The organism is uncultured Sulfitobacter sp. (assembly GCF_947497275.1).
In the GTDB taxonomy this organism is placed as follows: domain Bacteria; phylum Pseudomonadota; class Alphaproteobacteria; order Rhodobacterales; family Rhodobacteraceae; genus Sulfitobacter.
Genome location: NZ_CANMFS010000005.1, coordinates 59,209 through 79,183 on the forward strand (window position 1 = coordinate 59,209; position 19,975 = coordinate 79,183).

Consider the following 19,975-nt stretch of genomic DNA (forward strand, 5'->3'; position numbering starts at 1 on the left):
CGCCCCTGTACCGGCGGGCATGACTTGACATTGAGAGGACCCTTTATGCCGTATCGTGCGCCTGTTGAAGACTACAAATTCCTTTTCGAACACGTCGTGGACCTGGAGGCCGTGCGCGGCACCGAACGGTTCGAGGACGCCACAGATGATGTGACGCAGGCCATTCTGACGGAGGCGGGCAAGATGTGCAGCGAAATCATCGCCCCCCTGCAACGTGAAGGGGACCTGCATCCCGCGCATCTGGAGAACGGCGTCGTGCGGACATCGCCCGGATTCGCGGAAGGCTTCAAGGCGATCGCCGAAGGCGGCTGGATCGGGATGGCCGCCGATCCCGAGTACGGCGGCATGGGGCTGCCGATGGCTTTGACGGCGGCGGTCGGTGACATGATGAGTGGCGCGTGCCTCTCTTTGCAGCTGGCACCGTTGATGGCGCAGGGCCAGATCGAGGCGTTGGAGCATCATGCCAGCGACGAGATCAAGGATCTGTACCTGCCCAAGCTGATTTCCGGTGAGTGGACCGGCACAATGAACCTGACCGAACCGCAGGCCGGATCGGATGTAGGGGCGCTTACGTCCAAGGCCGAGGACAATGGCGACGGCACGTACAGTATCAGCGGCCAGAAAGTCTATATCACCTGGGGCGATCACGATTTCGGGGGCAACGTCTGCCATCTTGTTCTTGCACGACTGCCCGGCGCGCCGGCGGGAACCAAGGGGATCAGCCTGTTTCTGGTGCCAAAATTTATTCCCGAAGCGGACGGCAGCCTTGGAAAACGAAACGGCGTGAATGTCGTGAGCCTTGAGCATAAGCTGGGCATTCACGGGTCGCCGACCTGCGTTCTGGAATATGCTGACGCGACCGGTTGGCTCGTCGGTGCCAAGGAAGGCGGCATGGCAGCAATGTTCACCATGATGAACAACGCAAGACTCGGTGTCGGTGGGCAGGGCATCGGCGTGGCCGAAGGGGCGTACCAGCACGCGCTGGCCTACGCGCAGGACCGTAAGCAGGGCAAGACTCAGGACGAGACGAGCAAAGGCTCGATCCTGGGGCATGCCGATGTGCGCCGGATGCTGACCACGATGAAAGCGGATATTTTCGCCGGTCGTGCGATCGCGGCAAGCAACGCCGTCGCCATCGACATGGCAAACGCGACGGGTGACAAGGCGTGGAAAGCGCGCGCCGCGCTCCTGACGCCGATCACCAAGGCGTTTGGCACCGATATGGGCATCGCTGTCGCCGACACCGGTATTCAGGTGCACGGCGGCATGGGCTTTGTCGAGGAAACAGGTGCGGCGCAATACGCGCGCGACGTGCGCGTAACGGCAATCTATGAGGGCACCAACGGCATCCAGGCGATGGATCTCGTGGCGCGCAAGATGATGGACGGCGGCGAGGCGGCGATGGCACTGCTTGACGAAATCGAGGCGGATGTCGAGAAGGCCAAGGAAGTCTTTCCCGATCTGGCAAAGGACGTTTGGGACGCTGCTGAAAGCCTGCGCGAGGCGACCGAATGGTTGGTGGCGCAGAGCGATCTACAGGAACGGTTCGCCGGTGCTTTCCCATATCTGCGTGCCTTTGCGCGGGTTCTGGGCGGTCATTTGCACCTCAAGGCGGCGATGGCCGATCAGGGTGGCGCGCGCGAAAAGCTGGCGCGTTTCTACATCCAGCGGATGCTGCCCGAACACGCGGCGTTGCTCGCGCACGCGCAGGCGGGGGCCGCGGATCTCTATGCGCTCAGCCCAGACGAGTTGGCAGCGTAATGGGCAACGAGGCACCGGTGGCACTGCGCTATCCGTGGAAAACCCCTCCCGAAGGAGCTCAGGCTATCGAGGTCGCGCCGGGTATCTTGTGGTTCCGACTGCCGCTGCCGATGAAGCTGGACCACGTCAACGTCTATGCACTGGACGAGGGCGATAGCTGGAGCATCATCGATACCGGCTTTGCCTCCGGCAAAACGAAAAAGGTATGGAAGCAGATCATGGATGGCCCGTTGCAGGGCAAGCCGATCTCGCGCGTTATCGTCACCCATCATCACCCGGATCACATCGGGTTGGCTGGATGGTTCCAGACCGAGCATGGGGCGGAACTGGTCACGACGCGAACGGCATGGCTGACAGCGCGGATGCTGACGCTGGACACCGAAGACACGCCGAACCCCGAAACGCTGGCTTTCTACCGCTCCGCGGGTATGGACCGCGCGATCTACGACAAACGCGCTGCCGAGCGGCCGTTCAATTTCTCCGATATCGTGGCCCCCTTGCCGCTGGGCTATACCCGGATCCAGCAGGGTGATATGATCGAGATCGGCGGGCGGATATGGGATGTGCACATGGGCAACGGCCACGCGCCCGAGCACGCGACGTTCTGGAGCCGTGACGACAATCTGGTAATCGCTGGCGACCAGATCCTGCCATCCATCAGCCCGAACGTAGGGGTTTATGCGACCGAACCAATGGCCGATCCGATCGGAGAATGGTTGGAGGCGTGCGAACGGTTGGCGCCGCTGGGGGGAGATGATCATCTGGTTTTGGGCGGTCACAAGCTGCCGTTCACCGGTCTGTCCTCGCGGATGCGGCAACTGATCGACAATCACCACGGCGCGCTCAAGCGTTTGCTGGCGTATATTGACGATCCCAAGGCCGCCGGTGACGTGTTCGCGCCACTGTTCAAACGCAAGATCGGCGAGACTGAATATGGTCTGGCCCTCGTTGAAGCGTTCGCGCATCTGAGCCACCTTCACCAGACAGGTCTTGCCAATCGCACGCAGCGCGACGACGGTGCCTGGCTGTTCCAGCGCAAGGGATAGATATGGATGATGTAATAGCGACCGCCGCTGAGGCGCACGAGGCCGATGCGCTGCCGCGCGTCTATGAGGTTCATTCCGATCCGGACGCCAAATGCGCGCAGGACCAGCCGCTTCCGAAGGGCATGACCGGCAAGCCGGTGGCACAAAAGTCGCCAGCGCAATGGGCCTATGAGCGGACAGTCATGTATCTCAAGAAGTTCGAGGAGAGTCTCGACGAGAATCACGAGGTCGCCATGGGCTTTGCCGGGGCGGATGCAGGTGTTCTGCGGATCGAGGGAATGGGCTATTTCGATCCCGATATCGTGACGTTCTATGGCGTGGATTCGAAGGGTGCAAAGATGCAGTTGGTACAGCATGTCACTCAGCTTAATGTTGTGCTTCGTGCGGCGCCGAAGGCGGTCAAGACCGCCCGCCCGAACCGGATTGGTTTTAAGCTTGTGCAGGATCTCGAACAGGCGGAAGACTAAGCAGTATGACCTGCCGCACTATGTGCCACTTCTTCCGCCAAAACCGGCGTGACAGATGCTGGCAAATCGCGTAATTAGCGCGTAACGCTGTACAGCAACCCATAGAAGGACGCCCCCCATGGCAGAGCATGAACACGGTACGATGAACACGCAGTCGCAGGAAAAGACATTTGAAGGCTTCGTCAAATTCGTTACCCGTTCGATTATGGTAATCATCGGCATTCTTATTTTCATGGCGATCTTCGCGCGCTGAGATCGGACCGGACCCCTGTTATGAGTAACTTGTTTCTGGCGCTCGCTGTCGCGGGCGCGCTCGTTGCCGGTTGCGCCCAAAAGGGTAAGGAATCGTCAACCCAAGAGATCGAAGCCAGCGTCTACCGACCAACGGGACAGCCTTCGATGACGTTGTTTACCATGGTGAACAACAACAGCGGGGCCGGCGCGCATTCGGCGTTATTGATCAACGCCAGCCAATCCGTGCTGTTCGATCCAGCGGGTTCGTTCGAACACGCGCGTGTGCCTGAACGCGGTGATGTGCTTTACGGGATGACGCCTTCGTGGGTGCGCTCCTATAAATCCGCCCACGCACGCGACACTTTTCATGTCGTCTCGCAGGAAATTCCGCTGACGGCGGCACAGGCCGAGCGGGCCTTGCAACTCGTGCAGGCGAATGGCGCAGTGGCCAGCGCAATGTGCGCCAATGCGACCTCCGGTATCCTGCGGCAAGTACCGGGGTTTCAGAATATTCGACAGGGTTTTTACCCGCTCAAGCTGATGGAGCAGGTCGAGGGGATGCCTAACGTCATCACGGATCGCTATTACGAGACCGACAGCGGCGATGTGCGCGACGGCGTGGCCGATTACGCCATCACGAACAGCAATCCATAGAGCGTCCCGGCGCCGCACAGGATCGAGAGGATCACGTTGCGTGTCACGAGGCCGATGGCAAGGGTAACTACCGCCGCTGCGGCGCGCGGCACGTCAAATACCCCGTCCGTAGCCACGGGCCAGACGACCTGCGGTGCCACAAGTGCCGGCAGAATCGCCACAGCGGTATAACGCAGATGGCGTAGCAGCCAGGGCGGCATCGCACGGTCCCCGACCAATCCGGTAAAAACAAAGCGCAAACCGAAGCTGCCGATGCCGAGCAGAATGATGACCGTCCACAGAGTGCCGGTTTCGATTTCCGTCATGCCACCTCTCCGCGCCGTGCGAGCCAAAGCTCGGTCTGTGCCCCGGCCATCATGCCAGCGATGCCCGCCACGATTAGGCCGAGTGAATAGGGCAGCATCGCCGCGGGCAGGCTGACCGCGACGGCGACAAGGGCGGCAACCAGATGCGCGGGCGTGCGGAACATCGGTGCGATCATCGCCAGAAAAGCAATCGGGATTGCGAAATCGAGCGCCCAGCTGTCAGGAACCCGCGCGCCCGCGATCGCACCGATCAGCGTGAATATGTACCAAAGCGGCACAATGGGCGTCACCGCCCCGAAGAAAAAGGCTATTCGCTGCGGCACAGTCATCTGCGGCTCCGCCTCGTACCGCGACACGCCGACAACATAGGTCTGGTCAATGGTCAGATACGCACAGATCGCGCGCTGCCACAGCGGCGCCGCCCCGATATAGGGCGTGAGCGATGCGGAATACATCGCCATGCGCAAATTCACTGCAAGCGCCGAAAGCAGGACAATCGCAGTGGGTGCGTTTTCCTGCAACAGCTGCAAAGCCGTAAACTGTGCGGCACCCGCAATGACGACGATCGAGAACGCCATCGTTTCAACTAGATCAAGGCCCGCTTCGGTCGCGAGCACACCGAACAGCGCGGCGAAGGGAACAACAACCAGAATAAATGGACTGCTGGCGACGACGCCCTGAAGGTAATAGTTTTTTCGGGTGGTGGAGATCATCTGATACGCCTAGCTTGTGCGCAAGGGGTAACGGGTTGTGAAAGGGTATGCAATTGGCACAAAGCGGTGATCTGTCCGACTACCTTATTGCGCCGGACCCTTCGGCCCCGCGGCTGACGCGGGCGGTGACAGGCCGTGACCACACCGGCGCGCAAGTTGAGATCCGGGTGGTGGAGGAACGTCCGCTGACGATTTTTCTCAACGCACAGGAAATCGTCACGGCGATGACCATCGGCGACTACCCTGCATACCTCGCTCTGGGATTCCTGCGCAATCAGGGCATGCTGCGCGCGGATGAAGAGATAACCGGCGTAGACTATGACGAAGAGCTTGAGACGGTTGTGGTGCGGACGGCACGCGCGACCGATTACGAGGACAAGATGCGCCGCAAGACCCGCACCAGCGGCTGTGCCGTCGGAACGGTGTTCGGCGATATGATGGAGGGGTTGGAGGCGGTCACGCTGCCGCAGACACCGGTGCGCACGTCCTGGCTTTACGCGCTGTCGGCCAGGATCAACCGCACACCAAGTCTATATCTGGAGGCGGGGGCCATTCACGGCACGGTGCTGTGCTGCGGCGACCGGCCGCTCGTCTATATGGAGGATGTCGGTCGCCACAATGCAGTCGACAAAATCGCGGGGTGGATGTTGTCGGAACAGGTGCCAGCGGAGGACAAGATTCTCTACACCACCGGCAGGTTGACGTCGGAGATGGTGATCAAGACGGCGATGATGGGCATCCCGGTGCTTGCGTCGCGGTCGGGGTTTACCGCCTGGGGCGTCGAAATCGCGCAACAGGTGGGATTGACCCTCATTGGCCGGATGAAAGGCAAACGCTTTATCTGTCTGAGCGGTGAATCGCGGCTCGTCCGCGACACGGACCCCGATACCGTCGCGGAGGAAAGCAAGCGCGCGTCCCGCAAGGGGGCCGCATGAGCATCGGGCAGGACATATCGGGATGAAACAGCCGCTTGGTGTCATTCTCGCGGGCGGGCAGGCGACCCGAATGGGCGGTGGCGACAAGGGCCTGCTGTCGGTCGGCGGACAGACCCTTCTGGCGCGGGTGATCGAGCGGCTGGCACCGCAAGTGGCCGCGCTGGCGATCAACGCCAACGGCGATGCCGCGCGGTTCGGGGATTTTGGCTTACCGGTGCTGGGCGACAGTATCGACGGCTTCGCCGGCCCCCTGGCCGGCGTGCTGGCTGGTCTGGATTGGGCTGCGGCGCAGGGCGCTGATACGATCGTGACGGCGGCGGCGGATACGCCGTTTTTTCCCTGTGATCTGGTGCCGCAATTGCTTCTCGCTGCCGAGGGCATGGCGCACCCCGTCGCCCTTGCCGCAACGCCGGACCCAAAGCGTGGCACCGCACGGCACCCTACTTTTGGCCTCTGGCCCGTCGCCCTGCGCGAAGACCTGCGCGCGGCGCTTGAAGACGGGACGCGCAAGGTCGTCTTGTGGACCGACAGGCACGGCGGACGCGAGGCGGTGTTTCCGCAGGAGGCCGCGTTTTTCAACGTCAACACGCCCGAGGATCTGGCAAAGGCGGAGGCCATGCTGTGAGACTGTACGGCGTCGTCGGGTGGAAGAACGCGGGCAAGACCGGGCTGATGGAACGGCTGGTCCGTGAGATCACCGGGCGGGGCTTCAGCGTGTCGACCGTGAAGCATGCCCATCACAGCTTTGACGTGGATCATCCCGGCAAGGACAGCTTTCGTCACAGACAGGCGGGCGCGGCCGAAGTGCTGTTGGCATCGCGCAGCCGGATCGCTTTGATGCACGAATTGCGCGATGCGCCGGAGCCGCCGCTGGAAGATCTACTGACGCGCTTGTCTCCTGTCGATCTGGTGCTGATCGAGGGCTACAAACGCGATGCGCATCCAAAGATCGAGGCGCACCGCGCGGTTACCGGAAATCCGTTGATCGCGCCCGGTGACCCGACGGTGCGGGCCGTGGCCAGCGATACGGGAATGACCCTTGATCGGCCTGTTTTCGACCTCGACGATACCGTGGCAATCGCCGATTACATACTGGCCGAGGTCGGGTTGTGAGCGGCTTTGCTACCTTTCTGGTTGTCGACTGGTCGGCGGGCAAACGCGCGGGCCCCAGTCCGCGCAAAGATTCGATCTGGCTTGGGCTGACCCGCGAAGGACAGTCCGAGGAGCCGGTGTACTGCCGATCACGCCAAGAGGCCGAGGACCAGATCAAAGACCTTGTAATGACTGAGAAGGCCGCTGGGCGCCGGATGTTGTGCGCGTTCGATTTTCCGTTCGGATATCCGCAGGGCTTTGCGCGGCACGTCACCGGCTCCGACGATCCTTTGCAGCTTTGGGATTGGTTCGAGGCACGGATCACAGATGCCCCCGACGGGACCAACAACCGCTATGAGGTGGCCGAGACACTGAACCGGCTCTTTACCCAACCCGGCCCGTTCTGGGGCAAGCCAAGCGAAGACAAATGGCCCGACGTGCCTTTTCGCAAGAAAGACATCGTATATGATATGTTCGCGGAAAAGCGTGCGTGCGACAGGCTGGCCAAGGCGGCATCGTCGTGCTTTCAGCTTGCCTTTCCGCCGACGGTCGGCGGGCAGATGATGATGGGGCTTCCGACGCTCAACCGGTTGCGGAGAATAACGGGTGTCAGCGTTTGGCCGTTCGAGGATTGTGCACAGGCGGAAGTCGTGCTGGCCGAGATCTGGCCCGGTGTGATCGAAAAATCCGTCAAGGCACGGCTTTCCGTGCTGGGTCAAGATGCGATCCGGGACCGCGAACAGGTACGACTGCTGGCCGAGGCGCTGTCGCAGCTGCCGGTCGCACGCCTGTCGGACCTGATGTACGATCTGCCAGAGGGCGCACGGGAAGAGGCGTGGATCCTGGGCGCGGGGGTTTCCGACGTACTGGACGCCGTTCTGAGCCCCGCACCGCCCTTGCGCAACGATTGCTTTGCCCTGCCGCAGGGCGTGCACTGGACCCCGGTGGAGGATGCGCTGGACCGGTTGCGCGTGCAACTGACGTCAGTGACCGGCACCGAATCCGTGCGGGTTATAGATGCTGCTGGGCGGATCTCCGCCAACGATGTCAAGGCAAAGCGCGCCAATCCGCCCCTGCCCAACACTGCCGTGGATGGGTACGGATTTGCGGGCGGAAGATGCGAGGGTACGCACCGCCTGCCTTTGGTCGCGGGCCGGGCGGCGGCGGGGGATGCGCCCGGTGCCGTCCCGGCGAGCCACGCGATCCGTGTGCTGACCGGCGCCGCATTGCCCGATGGGGTGGATACCGTCATCCTGCAAGAAGACGTAACGGTGCAATCGGATCACATTGCCTTCAGCGGCGCGATCAAGCAGGGGGCCAACACACGTCGCGCGGGCGAAGACGTCGCATCGGGTGATGTCGTATTGCGCGCAGGGCGCAGGTTGACTGCGGCTGATCTTGCCCTGCTTTCGGCCACCGGCGTGGCAGATCTCGACGTGCGGCAGCGGTTGCGTGTCGGTATCCTGTCAACCGGCGACGAGCTTGTGTCGGCGGGCGAGGCGGCGGGCGCGGGGCAGATTTTTGATGCGAACCGCCCGATGCTGCTGGCGATGATCGCGCAGCTGGGGCATGAGCCGGTCGATCTGGGAACGGCGCCGGATGACCGCGCCGGCTTGCGCGAGATGCTCGACGCGGGCGCGACGCAGGTGGACGCGATCCTGACAAGTGGCGGCGCGTCGGCGGGGGATGAGGATCACATGTCCGCGCTCTTGCGTGCGGAGGGCACCGTGACGACTTGGCGGATCGCGATCAAACCGGGACGCCCGCTCGCGTTGGGCCAGTGGCGGGGCGTTCCGGTCTTTGGATTGCCGGGAAACCCCGTGGCTGCGATGGTCTGCACGCTTGTCTTCGCGCGACCGGCCCTCGCGCAACTCGCAGGGGCTGCGTGGACAGTGCCGCAGGGGTTCGAAGTCCCGGCCGCGTTTATCAAACGCAAGAAAGCGGGTCGACGGGAGTATCTGCGCGCCCGTATCGTCAACGGTCAAGCCGAAGTTTTCCGCTCCGAAGGATCCGGACGGATCAGCGGGCTGAGCTGGGCCGACGGGCTGGTGGAACTGGACACGCCGGCTCGCGACATCGGCCACGGGGACATGGTGCGATACATTCCGTTCAGCAGCTTCGGCCTAAGTTAATTGTGCGATATGTTCAGGCGGCGCAGAATCGGTATATCGAAACGGACGACAGCGCCCTGGTTCGTGACGACGGCTGCGCAGATCTCATGTGCGATGGTCTGCCGAAATCGCGCCGCGTGATCGATCCAAGTTGCGCGGCGGAGCGGTCGAGTTCTGCGACGCGAACAGCCGTTCGTTTGCCTGTGAACACTGCTAGTCGAATGTGCCCGCGACCCGGCCCAGCAGCATGAAAGCCCGGGCAGTACGGGTGTCTGCCAGCGCCGAAATTTCCGCATCGGTAGCGATTTTCTCGAAATCGGCGAACAACTTGTCGAACCGCCGGAGGAAGTGGTGCGCCGCGTCGCGGAAAATCGGATCCTGCTTCATGCGTCCCGCGGTCAGTGCAAGTGACGACCGATCACGGATGCCGCCAAGGGCTGCGATCGGGCGACCGCGCGCGCCCTGGCCGAATGTGCGCCAGACCTCGGGACGGGCACGGTCGGGCCGCAGATCGTCCATGTAAATGCCATCCTGACTGAGCAGGGTCAGTACATCCTGCGCGGCCTGAATAAGTTGCGCGGCGTTACGGTCCTTGAGCGCGCGACGCAGAGCGGCGAACCCTTCGGCATCCTCCGCCGTTTCGGGAAAGTTCAGCGCGCGGATCAAATCGTCGCTTTCGACGGGGGGCAGCGTGTCCGCGGTTTGCGTGCCGAGCGCGAGCACGGACTGTTCCTCGATTGCGGGCGGCGGTGCGAGCGGCTTCGCCGTGCGCTGAATCTCGTCGCGACGGGTGGAGAATGTCGCCAGCGCGCTTTCCGTTTTCTTGGTTGCCGCGGCGATTTCGTCAAGTTTGCGGGTGACGGACGGTTCGGAGTTCAGCGTGCCACCCTGTTGCTGCGCGATATAGGCTTGCCGGATCGCGTCGATCGCTGCTTGAAGGCGCTGGCTTTCCTCGCGCATGACACGGCTCGCCCGCGCCGCCGTTGCGGCGACCCAGATCATCGCGACAGGCATGAATACCGCAAGCATGGTCATCAGAAACCGCAGACCGTCCTGGTCGGCGGGACCGGGTGCGCGCGGAACCGCGACGAAAAATATGATGCACCCCAAAAGCCAGACCACGGAAAGCGCCACGGCCGCAATTTCGATTCCGGTGATTCCCCCAGGTCGGGCCTTGTCGTAGATACCCAGCGGCGTCGGACGCGCCGCTTTGCCGCGCGATCGTCCGCGATTTCCTGTTGCGGATTTCGCTGCGTCTTGGGTGTCGCGGGACGGATCGGGCGGCGTGATGTCAGTCATGGACCGTGCTCCGATCAGGCGTAGACGATTTTGAGAACCTCATAGGATTTCTGGCCCCCCGGTGTGCGGACTTCGACGCTGTCGCCGACTTCCTTGCCGATCAGCGCGCGGGCGATCGGGGATTTGATATTGAGCAATCCATCCTCGATCTTTGCTTCGTATTCGCCAACGATCTGATAGGTTTTTTCCTCATCTGTATCTTCGTCTACCAGCGTTACCTTGGCACCGAATTTGATCGCGCCAGATAATTTGGCGGGGTCGATCACGTCGGCAAGCGATATGGCCCCTTCCAGTTCCTTGACGCGGCCCTCGATGAACGACTGCTTTTCCTTGGCGGAATGATACTCTGCGTTCTCCGACAAATCACCATGTTCGCGCGCCTCGGCGATCGCCTTGATAATGGCGGGACGTTCAACGGTCTTGAGGTGTTTGAGTTCTGTCTCAAGGGCTGTATGACCGGCGCGGGTCATCGGGATTTTTTCCATGGCGTCTGGTCCGTGATACTAAGGCGCGCCCCGAAAGGGCTTCGGGGCGCGCGTTTCTGTTGTCAATTACCTGACCCAAGTTTACCGTCAAATGCAAGAGCATATGGCGGGCCGTTGCAGCGATCTATTGCCGAGACCGGACCCTTCGCAAGAGAATGAGCCGCGCCGATCCGGAATGGTGTGAAAGGGCAATCTTTGCGTATCAGCTGGCGTAGTCCGGTGCTTCGGAACCGTTTGGGGCCAGCGGCGTTTAGGACGGGTACGCCCAGAAAAAGGAACGCGTCTGTTGTCACATGAAATGCGCCCGACACTCGCGCCCGCCTTTTTGTCTTCTTTGGGCTGGATCGCCCTTCTTGGAAGTGCCGCATTGCTGATCGGGAATGTCGTAGGCTCGATTGTCGTGCCCGATCACGACTGGATCGCCGATACGGTGAGCGATCTGGCTGCCGGACGCTTTGAGATTATTCAGGACGTGGCACTCTACGGATATGCCGGTGCTCTTCTGGCGCTCGCCCTGGGCACTGCACATGTTCATGACGGCGCGTTTCGGTGGACGGCACTGACATTCATCCTGGTGTTACTGGCGTTGTGCGTCGTAATCATCGGTGCCCGGAACGAATACGGGGACGGCGACAGCGAAGGCCTCGTGATCCACATCTACATCGTATATGTGATGGGGGCGCTTTTTGCAGGCTGTTTCATCCTTATGGGATTAGTCGGCGATCAACTCAGCGGCCGGCTTAGGATCGTGTCATGGTGTGTGGCGGTTTTGTGGTGTGTCGGAGCGCCAATTTTTTTCTTGATGCCAACGGGATACGACGGTCTGTGGGAGCGCGGGCTGGGGGTGGTCAGCCTCGTGTGGGTCGTTACCTACGGCTGCGTGCTGTTGCAGGTCTCGCGGAACTGTCAGGGTGGAAATAACCGCAATGTCAACAGGTCCGACGAAGTCTGATCCGGTGCCCCAGCGTCAATTTTAACGTGCCGTCGTGATTGCAAAGGTGGGCGCCGTTCGCTAGGTCCTGTGAAACCGTTTTTACCGAAAGGGAGCGCCTGTCATGGCCGAGAATGAACGCGAAGCGATGGAATACGACGTTGTAATCGTGGGTGCAGGACCTGCAGGCCTGTCTGCCGCGATACGCCTGAAGCAACTGGATGCGGATTGCAACGTTGTCGTGCTCGAAAAAGGCTCTGAGGTGGGGGCGCACATCCTGTCCGGTGCCGTGCTCGATCCTTGTGGTCTCGACGCGCTCATGCCAGACTGGAAAGAAAAGGGTGCGCCGCTGAATGTACCCGTTGTCGAAGACAATTTTTATATGCTGGGCGAATCCGGCGAGGTGCGGGTGCCGAATTTCCCGATGCCGCCGTTGATGAACAACCATGGCAATTACATCGTGTCGCTGGGCAACGTCTGCCGCTGGATGGCGGAACAGGCCGAAGCGTTGGGGGTCGAGATCTTTCCCGGCATGGCATGTTCCGAACTGGTCTATGGCGATAACGGCGAAGTCAAAGGTGTCGTGGCCGGGGAATTCGGCATCAGTCCCGATGGCACCAAGGGCGACGGATACGAGCCGGGCATGGAACTGCATGGCAAATACGTTTTCCTGTCCGAAGGTGTGCGCGGATCCCTGTCGAAACAGGTCATCGCCAAATACGATCTCGACAAGGGCAAACAGCCGCAGAAATACGGTCTTGGCATGAAGGAAATCTGGGAGATCGATCCGGCCAAGCACAAGGAAGGGTCGGTCACGCACACGATGGGCTGGCCTTTGGGCAAGAACGCGGGGGGCGGATCCTTTATTTACCATCTTGAAAACAATCAGGTGTACGTCGGCTTCGTCGTCCACCTTGGTTACAAGAACCCCCATGTGTTCCCTTATATGGAGTTCCAGCGGTTCAAGCATCACCCGATGGTCAAGAATCTTTTGGAAGGCGGCAAGCGGGTGGCATACGGCGCGCGCGCGATTACCGAGGGTGGCTATCAGTCGATGCCCAAAATGGTGGCACCCGGCGTGGCACTACTTGGGTGTGCGGTCGGCATGGTCAACGTGCCGCGCATCAAGGGCAATCACAATGCCATGCTTTCGGGCAAGGCCGCAGCCGAGGCTGCATTCGCCGCAATTCAGGCGGGCCGGTCGGGTGACGAGCTGCCCGACTATGAAGAGGATGTACGCAACGGCGCGATCGGCAAAGATCTGTGGAAGGTCCGGAACGTGAAGCCGCTGTGGTCGAAATACGGTCTGAGCGCATCCCTGGCAATCGGCGGCTTCGACATGTGGTGCAACACCTTGTTCGGCGGGTCGATACTGGGCACTTTGGGCCACGGCAAATCAGACGCCGAAGTGACCGAGGAAGCGTCCAAGCACAAGAAGATCGACTACCCCAAACCCGACGGCAAGCTCAGCTTTGACCGTCTGACGAACGTCGCGTTCTCGTTCACCAATCACGAAGAAAGCCAGCCCGCGCATCTCAAGTTGAAAGACGACAGCATCCCGGTCGATGTCAACCTGCCGAAATACGCCGGGCCTTCCGCGCGCTACTGCCCCGCTGGCGTGTATGAATTCGTCGAAGAAGACGGCAAGGATCCACGCTTTGTCATCAACTTCCAGAACTGCGTGCATTGCAAGACTTGTGACATCAAGGATCCGCTGCAGAACATCGTCTGGACCACGCCGCAAGGTGGTGACGGGCCGAATTATCCGAATATGTAAAAACCGCTATGATCTGTGGATCAAAAGAGGCGCACCCGCGGACGGGGTGCGCCTCTTTGCCTTTGCAGCCCGCGACAAAGAGTTGTCTCGCGCGCTGTTGTCGGCGCACAGCCAGGACCGATCGAAGGCCGCCGTCGCTTAACCCTCTGTCGGAACGACATTGGAAGCTCGCAGAACTTTGAACGGATTTAGCAATCTCCCGCCGATCCTGGCAGGGCCCTGCCATTGCACGTCAGCGCAAACATGCTAGCCTGAAGTGAACTCCAAAAAGGCCGAACACATGCGTTTTTTCCTGAGTACCGTTTCCGCACTGACCCTTGGCGTGGGTTTCGCTGTCAGCCTCCCCGCACCTTCGTCTCAGGCCGATTCACTGGCCGGAGCGTATCTTGCGGGTCGCAACGCATCGGTGCAGAACGATTATGCGACGGCGGCGCAGTACTACGGTCGTGCGCTGGCAGGCGATCCGGGGAATGTCGGATTGATGGAAGACGCCACATTGGCCTATCTCGCGCTTGGGAACATCCGCCAAGCGTTGCCGTTGGCGCAATCCATCGTCGATCTTGGGCATCGGTCGCAAGCGGCGCGGATGGTGATTGCCGCCGGGCTCATCGACGAAGGTGATTACGCCACACTCGCGGATCGCGAGGTCGAAAGTGATGGTATCAGCCCTTGGGTCGACGGGTTGGTCAAGGCGTGGGCGCTGATCGGCGCCGACGATATAGATGCCGGGATGGCACAATTCGACGCCATTGCCGAACAGGCGGGGATGCAGGGCATCGTAAGTTATCACAAGGTGCTGGCTCTTGGTACGCTTGGCCGCTACGCCGAAGCCCAAGCCCTGTTTGATGCCGGTGCGCCGGGGGCTGCGTCGCGGACACGTCGCGGTGTCCTCGCGCAGGCGGAAATTTTGTCGCAACTGGGCCGTAACGACGACGCGCTGAATATTATCCGCGACTCGTTCGCAGGAACAAGCGATCCCGAGCTTGACGCGTTGATTGCGGTTCTTGAAACCGGTGAAACGCTGCCCTTCACATTGGCGCCGACAACGCGGGCAGGATTGGCCGAGGTATTCTATACTTTTTCTGCGCTGCTTCGGGCGGAGCAGGCCAATGATTACTACACATTGCTCTACGCACGCATGGCGCGCTATCTGCGCCCGGATCATATCGATGCGCTCCTGCTGACTGCGGATCTTCTCGAAAGCCTCGGGCAACACCAGCTTGCCATCGACGAATATCGCGCAATCGCCTCGGATGATCCGGCTTACCACGTGGCCGAGTTGGGGCGTGCCGCTGCGCTGCGGCGTCTTGACCGGGGCGATCAGGCAATCGAAGTGCTGGCGCAGCTGACACGCAGTCACGGTGATCTGGCGGTCGTGCACTCGACATTGGGCGATACCCTGCGCGCCAAAGGCGACGACGCGGGCGCCATCGCGGCCTATACCCGCGCGCTGGACCTTACCCCCGACGACGACACGCGGGCGTGGTTCCTTCACTTCTCGCGCGGGATCTCGGAATCGCGCTTGGACGACAGCATCGCCGCCGAGGCGGACTTTCGTGCCGCTCTTGCTATCAACCCCGATCAGCCTCAGGTGCTGAACTATCTGGGGTACTCGCTGGTCGAAGAGCAGCGCAAACTCGACGAGGCGCTCGACATGATCGAGCGCGCCGTCGCTGCCAGCCCCGACAGCGGTTACATCGTCGATAGCCTTGGGTGGGTTTACTACCGCCTCGGGCGCTATGAAGAAGCCGTCGAGCAAATGGAACGGGCGGTGGAATTGGAAGCCGTCGATCCGGTGGTCAACGACCACCTTGGCGATGTCTATTGGGCCGTTGGCCGCAAGCGCGAAGCGCAGTTCCAATGGAAGCGTGCCCTGTCGTTTCTGGATTTCGCTGAAACCGACACCGAAGCCGAGCCCGACCGGATCCGTCGCAAGATCGAAGTGGGACTGGACCAGGTGCTGAGCGAAGAGGGAGCGGCACCCTTGAAGGTTGCCAATGGCGATTGAGTCATTCGCTTCGGCGAAGGTGAATCTCAGCCTGCATGTCACTGGTCAGCGGAATGACGGCTACCATCTTCTCGACAGTCTCGTCGTTTTCGCAAACATCGGTGACCGGCTTTCGTTCGATTCCGCGCCGACCCTTTCGATTGAAACCAGCGGTCCTTTTGCGCAAGGGGTTCCGGTGGACGCAGGCAACCTGGTCTGGCGTGCCGCCGAACTGGCTGGATGGACCGGTCGGATCCGGTTGGAAAAGAATTTGCCGCACGGCGCGGGCATTGGCGGCGGATCGGCTGACGCGGCGGCTGTGCTGCGGCAATTCGGCGGTGCAGCGCGCGCAGCAGAGCTTGGTGCGGATGTGCCTGTGTGCTTGAACAATGCGCCACAAAGAATGCGTGGCATAGGGGATCAGTTGGATCCGGTGCGCGGCCTGCCGCAGTTTGAGCTCTTGCTCGTCAATCCACACATCGAGGTGCCCACGGGCGCGGTATTCGCAGGGCTGCGGGAGAAAACGAACGCACCGATGGAGCGAATTTTGCCGCAATTCGACAATCTTGCGACGCTGTGTCGCTGGTTGGCACGGCAGCGCAACGACCTCGAAGCACCGGCACGGACCATCGCGCCACAGATCGACGATGTGCTTGCAGCGATGGACGACGCCCTTTTGGCGCGCATGTCCGGGTCCGGGGCCACTTGTTTCGGGATCTACGAAAATGCCGCGCACGCCGAAGCGCGCATCCGCACCGCGCGCCCTGACTGGTGGGTCATGCGGGGCCGGTGTCTTAACTGATCCGGCTCACCACGTAATCCGACAAATCGGTCAGCCGGTCCTTGATCTCGTGGTCGGGCAGGGGAGAAAGCGCCGCCTTCGCCTTGGCAGCCCACGACAACGCATCGGTCTGCGTCGCGCGCAAAGTGCCGTGCTTTTCCATCAACGCCAAGGCATGCTCCAGATCGCCCTCGCCTTGCTTGCCCCGTTCGATGGTACGCGACCAGAATGCGCGCTCGTCCGCGTCGGCCTTTGCAACGGCCTTGATCACCGGCAGCGTCAGTTTCCGTTCGCGGAAATCGTCGCCGATGTTCTTGCCGGTGGCGCCCGATTGGCCCTGATAGTCGAGCAGGTCGTCCACGATTTGAAATGCGATGCCCAGGGCGTCGCCATAGTCGTAGAGCGCGCTCACCCACGTTTCGTCGGCATCCGCGATCACGCCGCCCACCTCGGTCGCGGCAGAGAACAGGGCTGCGGTCTTGCCGCGCACCACTTGCAGATAGATGCTTTCGTCGGTGGCCAGATTGCGAGCCGCCGTGAGTTGCAGTACCTCGCCCTCCGCGATGGTCGCCGCCGCGTTCGACAGGATCTTCATCACCCGCATGGACCCGGGTTCGGTCATCAGTTGAAAGCTGCGGGCGAACAGATAATCCCCCACCAGCACCGAAGACTGGTTGTCCCAGAGCAGGTTCGCCGTGGGTCTGCCGCGCCGCTGCTCGCTTTCGTCGACGACGTCATCGTGCAACAGCGTAGCGGTGTGAATGAACTCCACCGTTGCCGCGAGATGTACATGATACGGACCATCATAGCCGCACAGCCGCGCCGCTGCCAGCGTCAGCATGGGCCGCAGACGCTTGCCACCCGCGTCGATCAGATGCGCTGTGACTTCGGGAATGCGCGGCGCGTATTGCGATGCCATCCGCGCGCGGATGAGCGTGTTCACGGCATCCAGATCCTGGGCCAGAAGCCCGGCAAGGTGGTCGTGGGGTTTCTGGCTCATCTGGGTGGTCATGATCGCTTATTCCCGTACAAAAACATCCGAACGCTCGACAAGCGTGACGCCTGCGCTTAGATCGCTGATATGAAAGAACTCCTGCGCAGCACCGATCCGACGATCATCGCCTTTGCCTCCGCTCTCCTGCAAGGCGAGGATATAGACTGCTTTCAGATGGACGTAAATATGAGCATCCTCGAAGGTGGTATCGGAATTTTTCCCCGCCGTCTGATGGTGCGCGACAGCGATCACGCCGCCGCCGAAATCGTGATGCGGGACAACGAGATCCCGCTGGGACGGTGAACGACGATACCCTGACCCGCGATGCATTTCTGGGCGGTCTGCTTCATCTGTGGCAGCCGCGCGAGGGCTACCGCGCAGGTGTGGATCCGGTCCTGCTGGCCGCGACGATCCCTGCAAATTCCGGGCAGCGCGTGCTTGAACTGGGCTGTGGCGTGGGCGCCGCGATCCTGTGCCTTGGGGCGCGGGTACCGGGGCTGACGCTTACCGGGGTCGAGCGTGAGGCATCCTACGCGAAACTTGCCGTGCGCAACGGCGGGCCGGTCCTGGAGGTGGTTACTGCGGACATTGCGGCGCTGCCGCTTGATTTGAGACAGCGACAATTTGATCACGTCCTTGCCAATCCGCCCTATTACCGGCGCGCGGCGTCCATCGCGGCACGCAACGGCGAGCGAGAGGCGGCATTGGGTGAGCAGACACCGCTTGAGGTCTGGGTCGAGACAGCGGCGAAACGGCTGGCTCCGCGCGGACAGGCGCACTTCATTCACCGTGCTGCACGACTGCCCGATCTTCTTGCGGCATTGCCGCCGGATATGGGGTCGGTCGAGGTTTTGCCTCTGGCCCCGCGCGGCGGGCGACAGGCCGAGCTGGTGATCGTGAGGGCACGCAAATCAGGCCGTGCGGATTTTCGGCTGCACGCGCCGCTGGTGATGCACGAGGGACAAGTGCACCGCGATGGTGACCAATACACAGAACGCGTTCGCGCGGCGTTGCGTTCTGGTGCCGCGCTCGAATTTTAAGCCGCGTTAAGCGGCTGTTTACCTATCGCGCCCCTATGCTGCATGGCAGCGTGACTTTGATTTTAATTCATGCTCATCTGAACAGGCACTTTAACAACTGGAGGACGTATGGCACTGACTGCACATCTTGAGGCGTTGAAAAAGAAGCACCGCGACATGAGTGAGGCGATTGAAGCCGCTCAGCGTTCGCCCGCGACAGACGCTTTGCATCTGTCGGATCTGAAAAAACAGAAAATGCGTCTGAAAGAAGAAATTACGCGACTTTCAGAGTAGAGTTCACCTGATAAAGCTGGCGCGCGCTACGGTCAGCGCGCCGCCAGCGATCAAATACCCCGGGGACGGTTAGCAGGAAATACCGAAATTTTCGACACCGTTCGGTGACGAAGTGCTGAAATTCCCGATTAATCATCCAATAGCGTGGCAAGCGCGACCGCGTCGGTGACATGTGCCATTTTCGCTATGTCCGCCGACATTCAGTCACGGAAGGCAGCGGTTTGTGGGCGCGGCTCCTGACCCATAGGACATAGAAAGCTGAAGCGCGCTCTGGTTGCGAGAGCAGTCGGAAAGGGTGCCACCAAACACCCGTCGGCGATATCTTTAACCACAAGCGCACGACGCCCCAGCACCACCCCCATCCCCGCCATCGCGGCATCATGCGCATGATCGGCCTGCGAAAAAACGCGGGCCGTGAACCGGAGTGTAGACTTCGCCCATGGCCGTAAACCACACTGTCCAATCGACCGGTGGCTCGATGAACTTGATCGAATCGTCAAAGATAAAAGGCGTGTCCTTCAGGCATTGCACGGTGGGATAGCGGGCGGCGAGGGCGGGCGTCATAACGGGTACGACCCACTCCTCGGCCAGGGGGTGCGCGTAAAGACCGGGATAGGCCGTCTGGCCGAAGCGGATCGCAACATCGATGTTGTCGCGGCTGAAAACCTTCAGCAGCGTCAGGCGCCAAAGCCCTTCCGGCATCGGTCAGTTCGACCGCGCGATTGAGGCGGCGGAACAGCAGGGTGCCCAGATGCTCTTCGAGTGATTTGATCCTAAAGGAAGGAGCCGCAGGGGTGACGTTCAATTCCGCAGCAGCTTGGGCGCGGCGGCGTCGAACGCACGTAACGCGGTGCAAGGAGGAAGACGGTTCGACACCACACTCGAGTATATCTTGACTGAAGCTGGGGCACGTCTCGTTTGTCAGGGGCCTTTACGACACACATATTGAGGAGAGGTAAAACGCACGGACCTCGAAGAAGGGTCACATACACGAAAGTCCTGATGATAGAAGCCACCACAAACACTGCTGCCCGTCACGCAATGCAAACCGCCCATGCGGAACGCGCCCGCGCGTTTACTGATTTTTTTT

The 19,975-nt window shown here is 61.2% G+C and carries 21 protein-coding genes and 1 pseudogene; 16 read left to right on the plus strand and 6 right to left on the minus strand.

Translation table 11 applies throughout. The annotated features are described in order from the left end of the window. Nucleotides 1–45: 45 nt before the first annotated feature. The 5 genes from Q1A06_RS11775 (at nt 46) to Q1A06_RS11795 (ending at nt 4,162) form a co-directional block, all read left to right on the plus strand. On the plus strand, nt 46–1,761 hold the full coding sequence (locus Q1A06_RS11775) for an acyl-CoA dehydrogenase (protein WP_299563505.1): 1,716 nt from the start codon (nt 46–48) through the stop codon (nt 1,759–1,761). Continuing rightward, nucleotides 1,761–2,807, plus strand: a complete 1,047-nt coding sequence (locus Q1A06_RS11780; protein ID WP_299563508.1) for an MBL fold metallo-hydrolase — start codon at nt 1,761–1,763, stop codon at nt 2,805–2,807. Before Q1A06_RS11775 ends, Q1A06_RS11780 begins: the two co-directional genes overlap by 1 nt. 2 nt (nt 2,808–2,809) lie before the next feature. Beyond that, nucleotides 2,810–3,274 (plus strand): DUF6173 family protein, encoded by a 465-nt coding sequence (locus tag Q1A06_RS11785; RefSeq protein ID WP_299563511.1) that lies wholly within the window; start codon nt 2,810–2,812, stop codon nt 3,272–3,274. 118 nt (nt 3,275–3,392) lie between these two features. After that, nucleotides 3,393–3,527 (plus strand): aa3-type cytochrome c oxidase subunit IV, encoded by a 135-nt coding sequence (locus Q1A06_RS11790; protein ID WP_299563514.1) that lies wholly within the window; start codon nt 3,393–3,395, stop codon nt 3,525–3,527. Nucleotides 3,528–3,547: 20 nt separating this feature from the next. After that, nucleotides 3,548–4,162 (plus strand): hypothetical protein, encoded by a 615-nt coding sequence (locus tag Q1A06_RS11795; protein ID WP_299563517.1) that lies wholly within the window; start codon nt 3,548–3,550, stop codon nt 4,160–4,162. On the opposite strand, the gene Q1A06_RS11800 is transcribed toward Q1A06_RS11795, so the two are convergent. After that, complete coding sequence (locus Q1A06_RS11800; RefSeq protein ID WP_299563520.1) at nt 4,135–4,467, minus strand: AzlD domain-containing protein; 333 nt, start codon at nt 4,465–4,467, stop codon at nt 4,135–4,137. The two genes, Q1A06_RS11795 and Q1A06_RS11800, sit on opposite strands and share 28 nt — an antisense overlap. Beyond that, complete coding sequence (locus Q1A06_RS11805; protein ID WP_299563523.1) at nt 4,464–5,180, minus strand: AzlC family ABC transporter permease; 717 nt, start codon at nt 5,178–5,180, stop codon at nt 4,464–4,466. Before Q1A06_RS11805 ends, Q1A06_RS11800 begins: the two co-directional genes overlap by 4 nt. 47 nt (nt 5,181–5,227) lie before the next feature. Here Q1A06_RS11805 and Q1A06_RS11810 point away from each other — a divergent pair, with 47 nt between their 5' ends. From Q1A06_RS11810 to glp, 4 genes are read left to right on the plus strand one after another with little or no spacing between them, the layout of a single operon-like run. Then, a complete protein-coding gene (locus tag Q1A06_RS11810; RefSeq protein WP_299563526.1) occupies nt 5,228–6,115 on the plus strand; it encodes a formate dehydrogenase accessory sulfurtransferase FdhD in 888 nt (295 codons plus the stop codon). A 22-nt stretch (nt 6,116–6,137) separates the two neighbouring features. Then, on the plus strand, nt 6,138–6,740 hold the full coding sequence (mobA, locus tag Q1A06_RS11815) for a molybdenum cofactor guanylyltransferase MobA (protein ID WP_299563531.1): 603 nt from the start codon (nt 6,138–6,140) through the stop codon (nt 6,738–6,740). Beyond that, nucleotides 6,737–7,228: a molybdopterin-guanine dinucleotide biosynthesis protein B gene (mobB, locus tag Q1A06_RS11820; RefSeq protein WP_299563537.1), complete on the plus strand. Its 492-nt coding sequence runs from the start codon at nt 6,737–6,739 to the stop codon at nt 7,226–7,228. Before mobA ends, mobB begins: the two co-directional genes overlap by 4 nt. Then, nucleotides 7,225–9,339: a gephyrin-like molybdotransferase Glp gene (glp, locus tag Q1A06_RS11825; RefSeq protein ID WP_299563541.1), complete on the plus strand. Its 2,115-nt coding sequence runs from the start codon at nt 7,225–7,227 to the stop codon at nt 9,337–9,339. The genes mobB and glp overlap by 4 nt, the downstream gene beginning before the upstream one ends. A gap of 192 nt (nt 9,340–9,531) precedes the next feature. Here the strand turns inward: glp and Q1A06_RS11830 are convergent, their stop codons facing one another. Both Q1A06_RS11830 and greA read right to left on the minus strand, forming a co-directional pair. After that, the gene (locus tag Q1A06_RS11830; protein ID WP_299563546.1) at nt 9,532–10,617 is read right to left on the minus strand and encodes a hypothetical protein; all 1,086 of its coding nucleotides are present in this window, start codon (nt 10,615–10,617) and stop codon (nt 9,532–9,534) included. Nucleotides 10,618–10,631: 14 nt separating this feature from the next. After that, the gene (greA, locus tag Q1A06_RS11835) at nt 10,632–11,102 is read right to left on the minus strand and encodes a transcription elongation factor GreA (RefSeq protein ID WP_299563549.1); all 471 of its coding nucleotides are present in this window, start codon (nt 11,100–11,102) and stop codon (nt 10,632–10,634) included. 286 nt (nt 11,103–11,388) lie between these two features. Here greA and Q1A06_RS11840 point away from each other — a divergent pair, with 286 nt between their 5' ends. The 4 genes from Q1A06_RS11840 (at nt 11,389) to Q1A06_RS11855 (ending at nt 16,599) form a co-directional block, all read left to right on the plus strand. Continuing rightward, nucleotides 11,389–12,054 (plus strand): DUF998 domain-containing protein, encoded by a 666-nt coding sequence (locus Q1A06_RS11840; protein WP_299563551.1) that lies wholly within the window; start codon nt 11,389–11,391, stop codon nt 12,052–12,054. A gap of 103 nt (nt 12,055–12,157) precedes the next feature. Next, the gene (locus Q1A06_RS11845) at nt 12,158–13,810 is read left to right on the plus strand and encodes an electron transfer flavoprotein-ubiquinone oxidoreductase (RefSeq protein WP_299563554.1); all 1,653 of its coding nucleotides are present in this window, start codon (nt 12,158–12,160) and stop codon (nt 13,808–13,810) included. A gap of 280 nt (nt 13,811–14,090) precedes the next feature. After that, complete coding sequence (locus Q1A06_RS11850) at nt 14,091–15,818, plus strand: tetratricopeptide repeat protein (RefSeq protein ID WP_299563557.1); 1,728 nt, start codon at nt 14,091–14,093, stop codon at nt 15,816–15,818. Next, entirely contained in the window at nt 15,808–16,599 is a 792-nt protein-coding gene (locus Q1A06_RS11855) for a 4-(cytidine 5'-diphospho)-2-C-methyl-D-erythritol kinase (protein WP_299563560.1), read from the plus strand. Before Q1A06_RS11850 ends, Q1A06_RS11855 begins: the two co-directional genes overlap by 11 nt. Here the strand turns inward: Q1A06_RS11855 and Q1A06_RS11860 are convergent. Continuing rightward, nucleotides 16,592–17,590 (minus strand): polyprenyl synthetase family protein, encoded by a 999-nt coding sequence (locus Q1A06_RS11860; RefSeq protein ID WP_299563563.1) that lies wholly within the window; start codon nt 17,588–17,590, stop codon nt 16,592–16,594. The genes Q1A06_RS11855 and Q1A06_RS11860 overlap by 8 nt on opposite strands. 69 nt (nt 17,591–17,659) lie before the next feature. Here Q1A06_RS11860 and Q1A06_RS11865 point away from each other — a divergent pair, with 69 nt between their 5' ends. The 3 genes from Q1A06_RS11865 (at nt 17,660) to Q1A06_RS11875 (ending at nt 18,885) form a co-directional block, all read left to right on the plus strand. Then, complete coding sequence (locus Q1A06_RS11865) at nt 17,660–17,875, plus strand: DUF2007 domain-containing protein (protein ID WP_299563566.1); 216 nt, start codon at nt 17,660–17,662, stop codon at nt 17,873–17,875. Then, on the plus strand, nt 17,872–18,612 hold the full coding sequence (locus Q1A06_RS11870) for a methyltransferase (RefSeq protein ID WP_299563568.1): 741 nt from the start codon (nt 17,872–17,874) through the stop codon (nt 18,610–18,612). Before Q1A06_RS11865 ends, Q1A06_RS11870 begins: the two co-directional genes overlap by 4 nt. Nucleotides 18,613–18,720: 108 nt before the next feature. Next, nucleotides 18,721–18,885, plus strand: a complete 165-nt coding sequence (locus Q1A06_RS11875; protein ID WP_299563571.1) for a YdcH family protein — start codon at nt 18,721–18,723, stop codon at nt 18,883–18,885. A 203-nt stretch (nt 18,886–19,088) separates the two neighbouring features. On the opposite strand, the pseudogene Q1A06_RS11880 reads toward Q1A06_RS11875, so the two are convergent. Beyond that, a pseudogene (locus tag Q1A06_RS11880) lies at nt 19,089–19,761 on the minus strand (LysR substrate-binding domain-containing protein); the annotation flags it as partial. Nucleotides 19,762–19,975 lie beyond the last annotated feature (214 nt).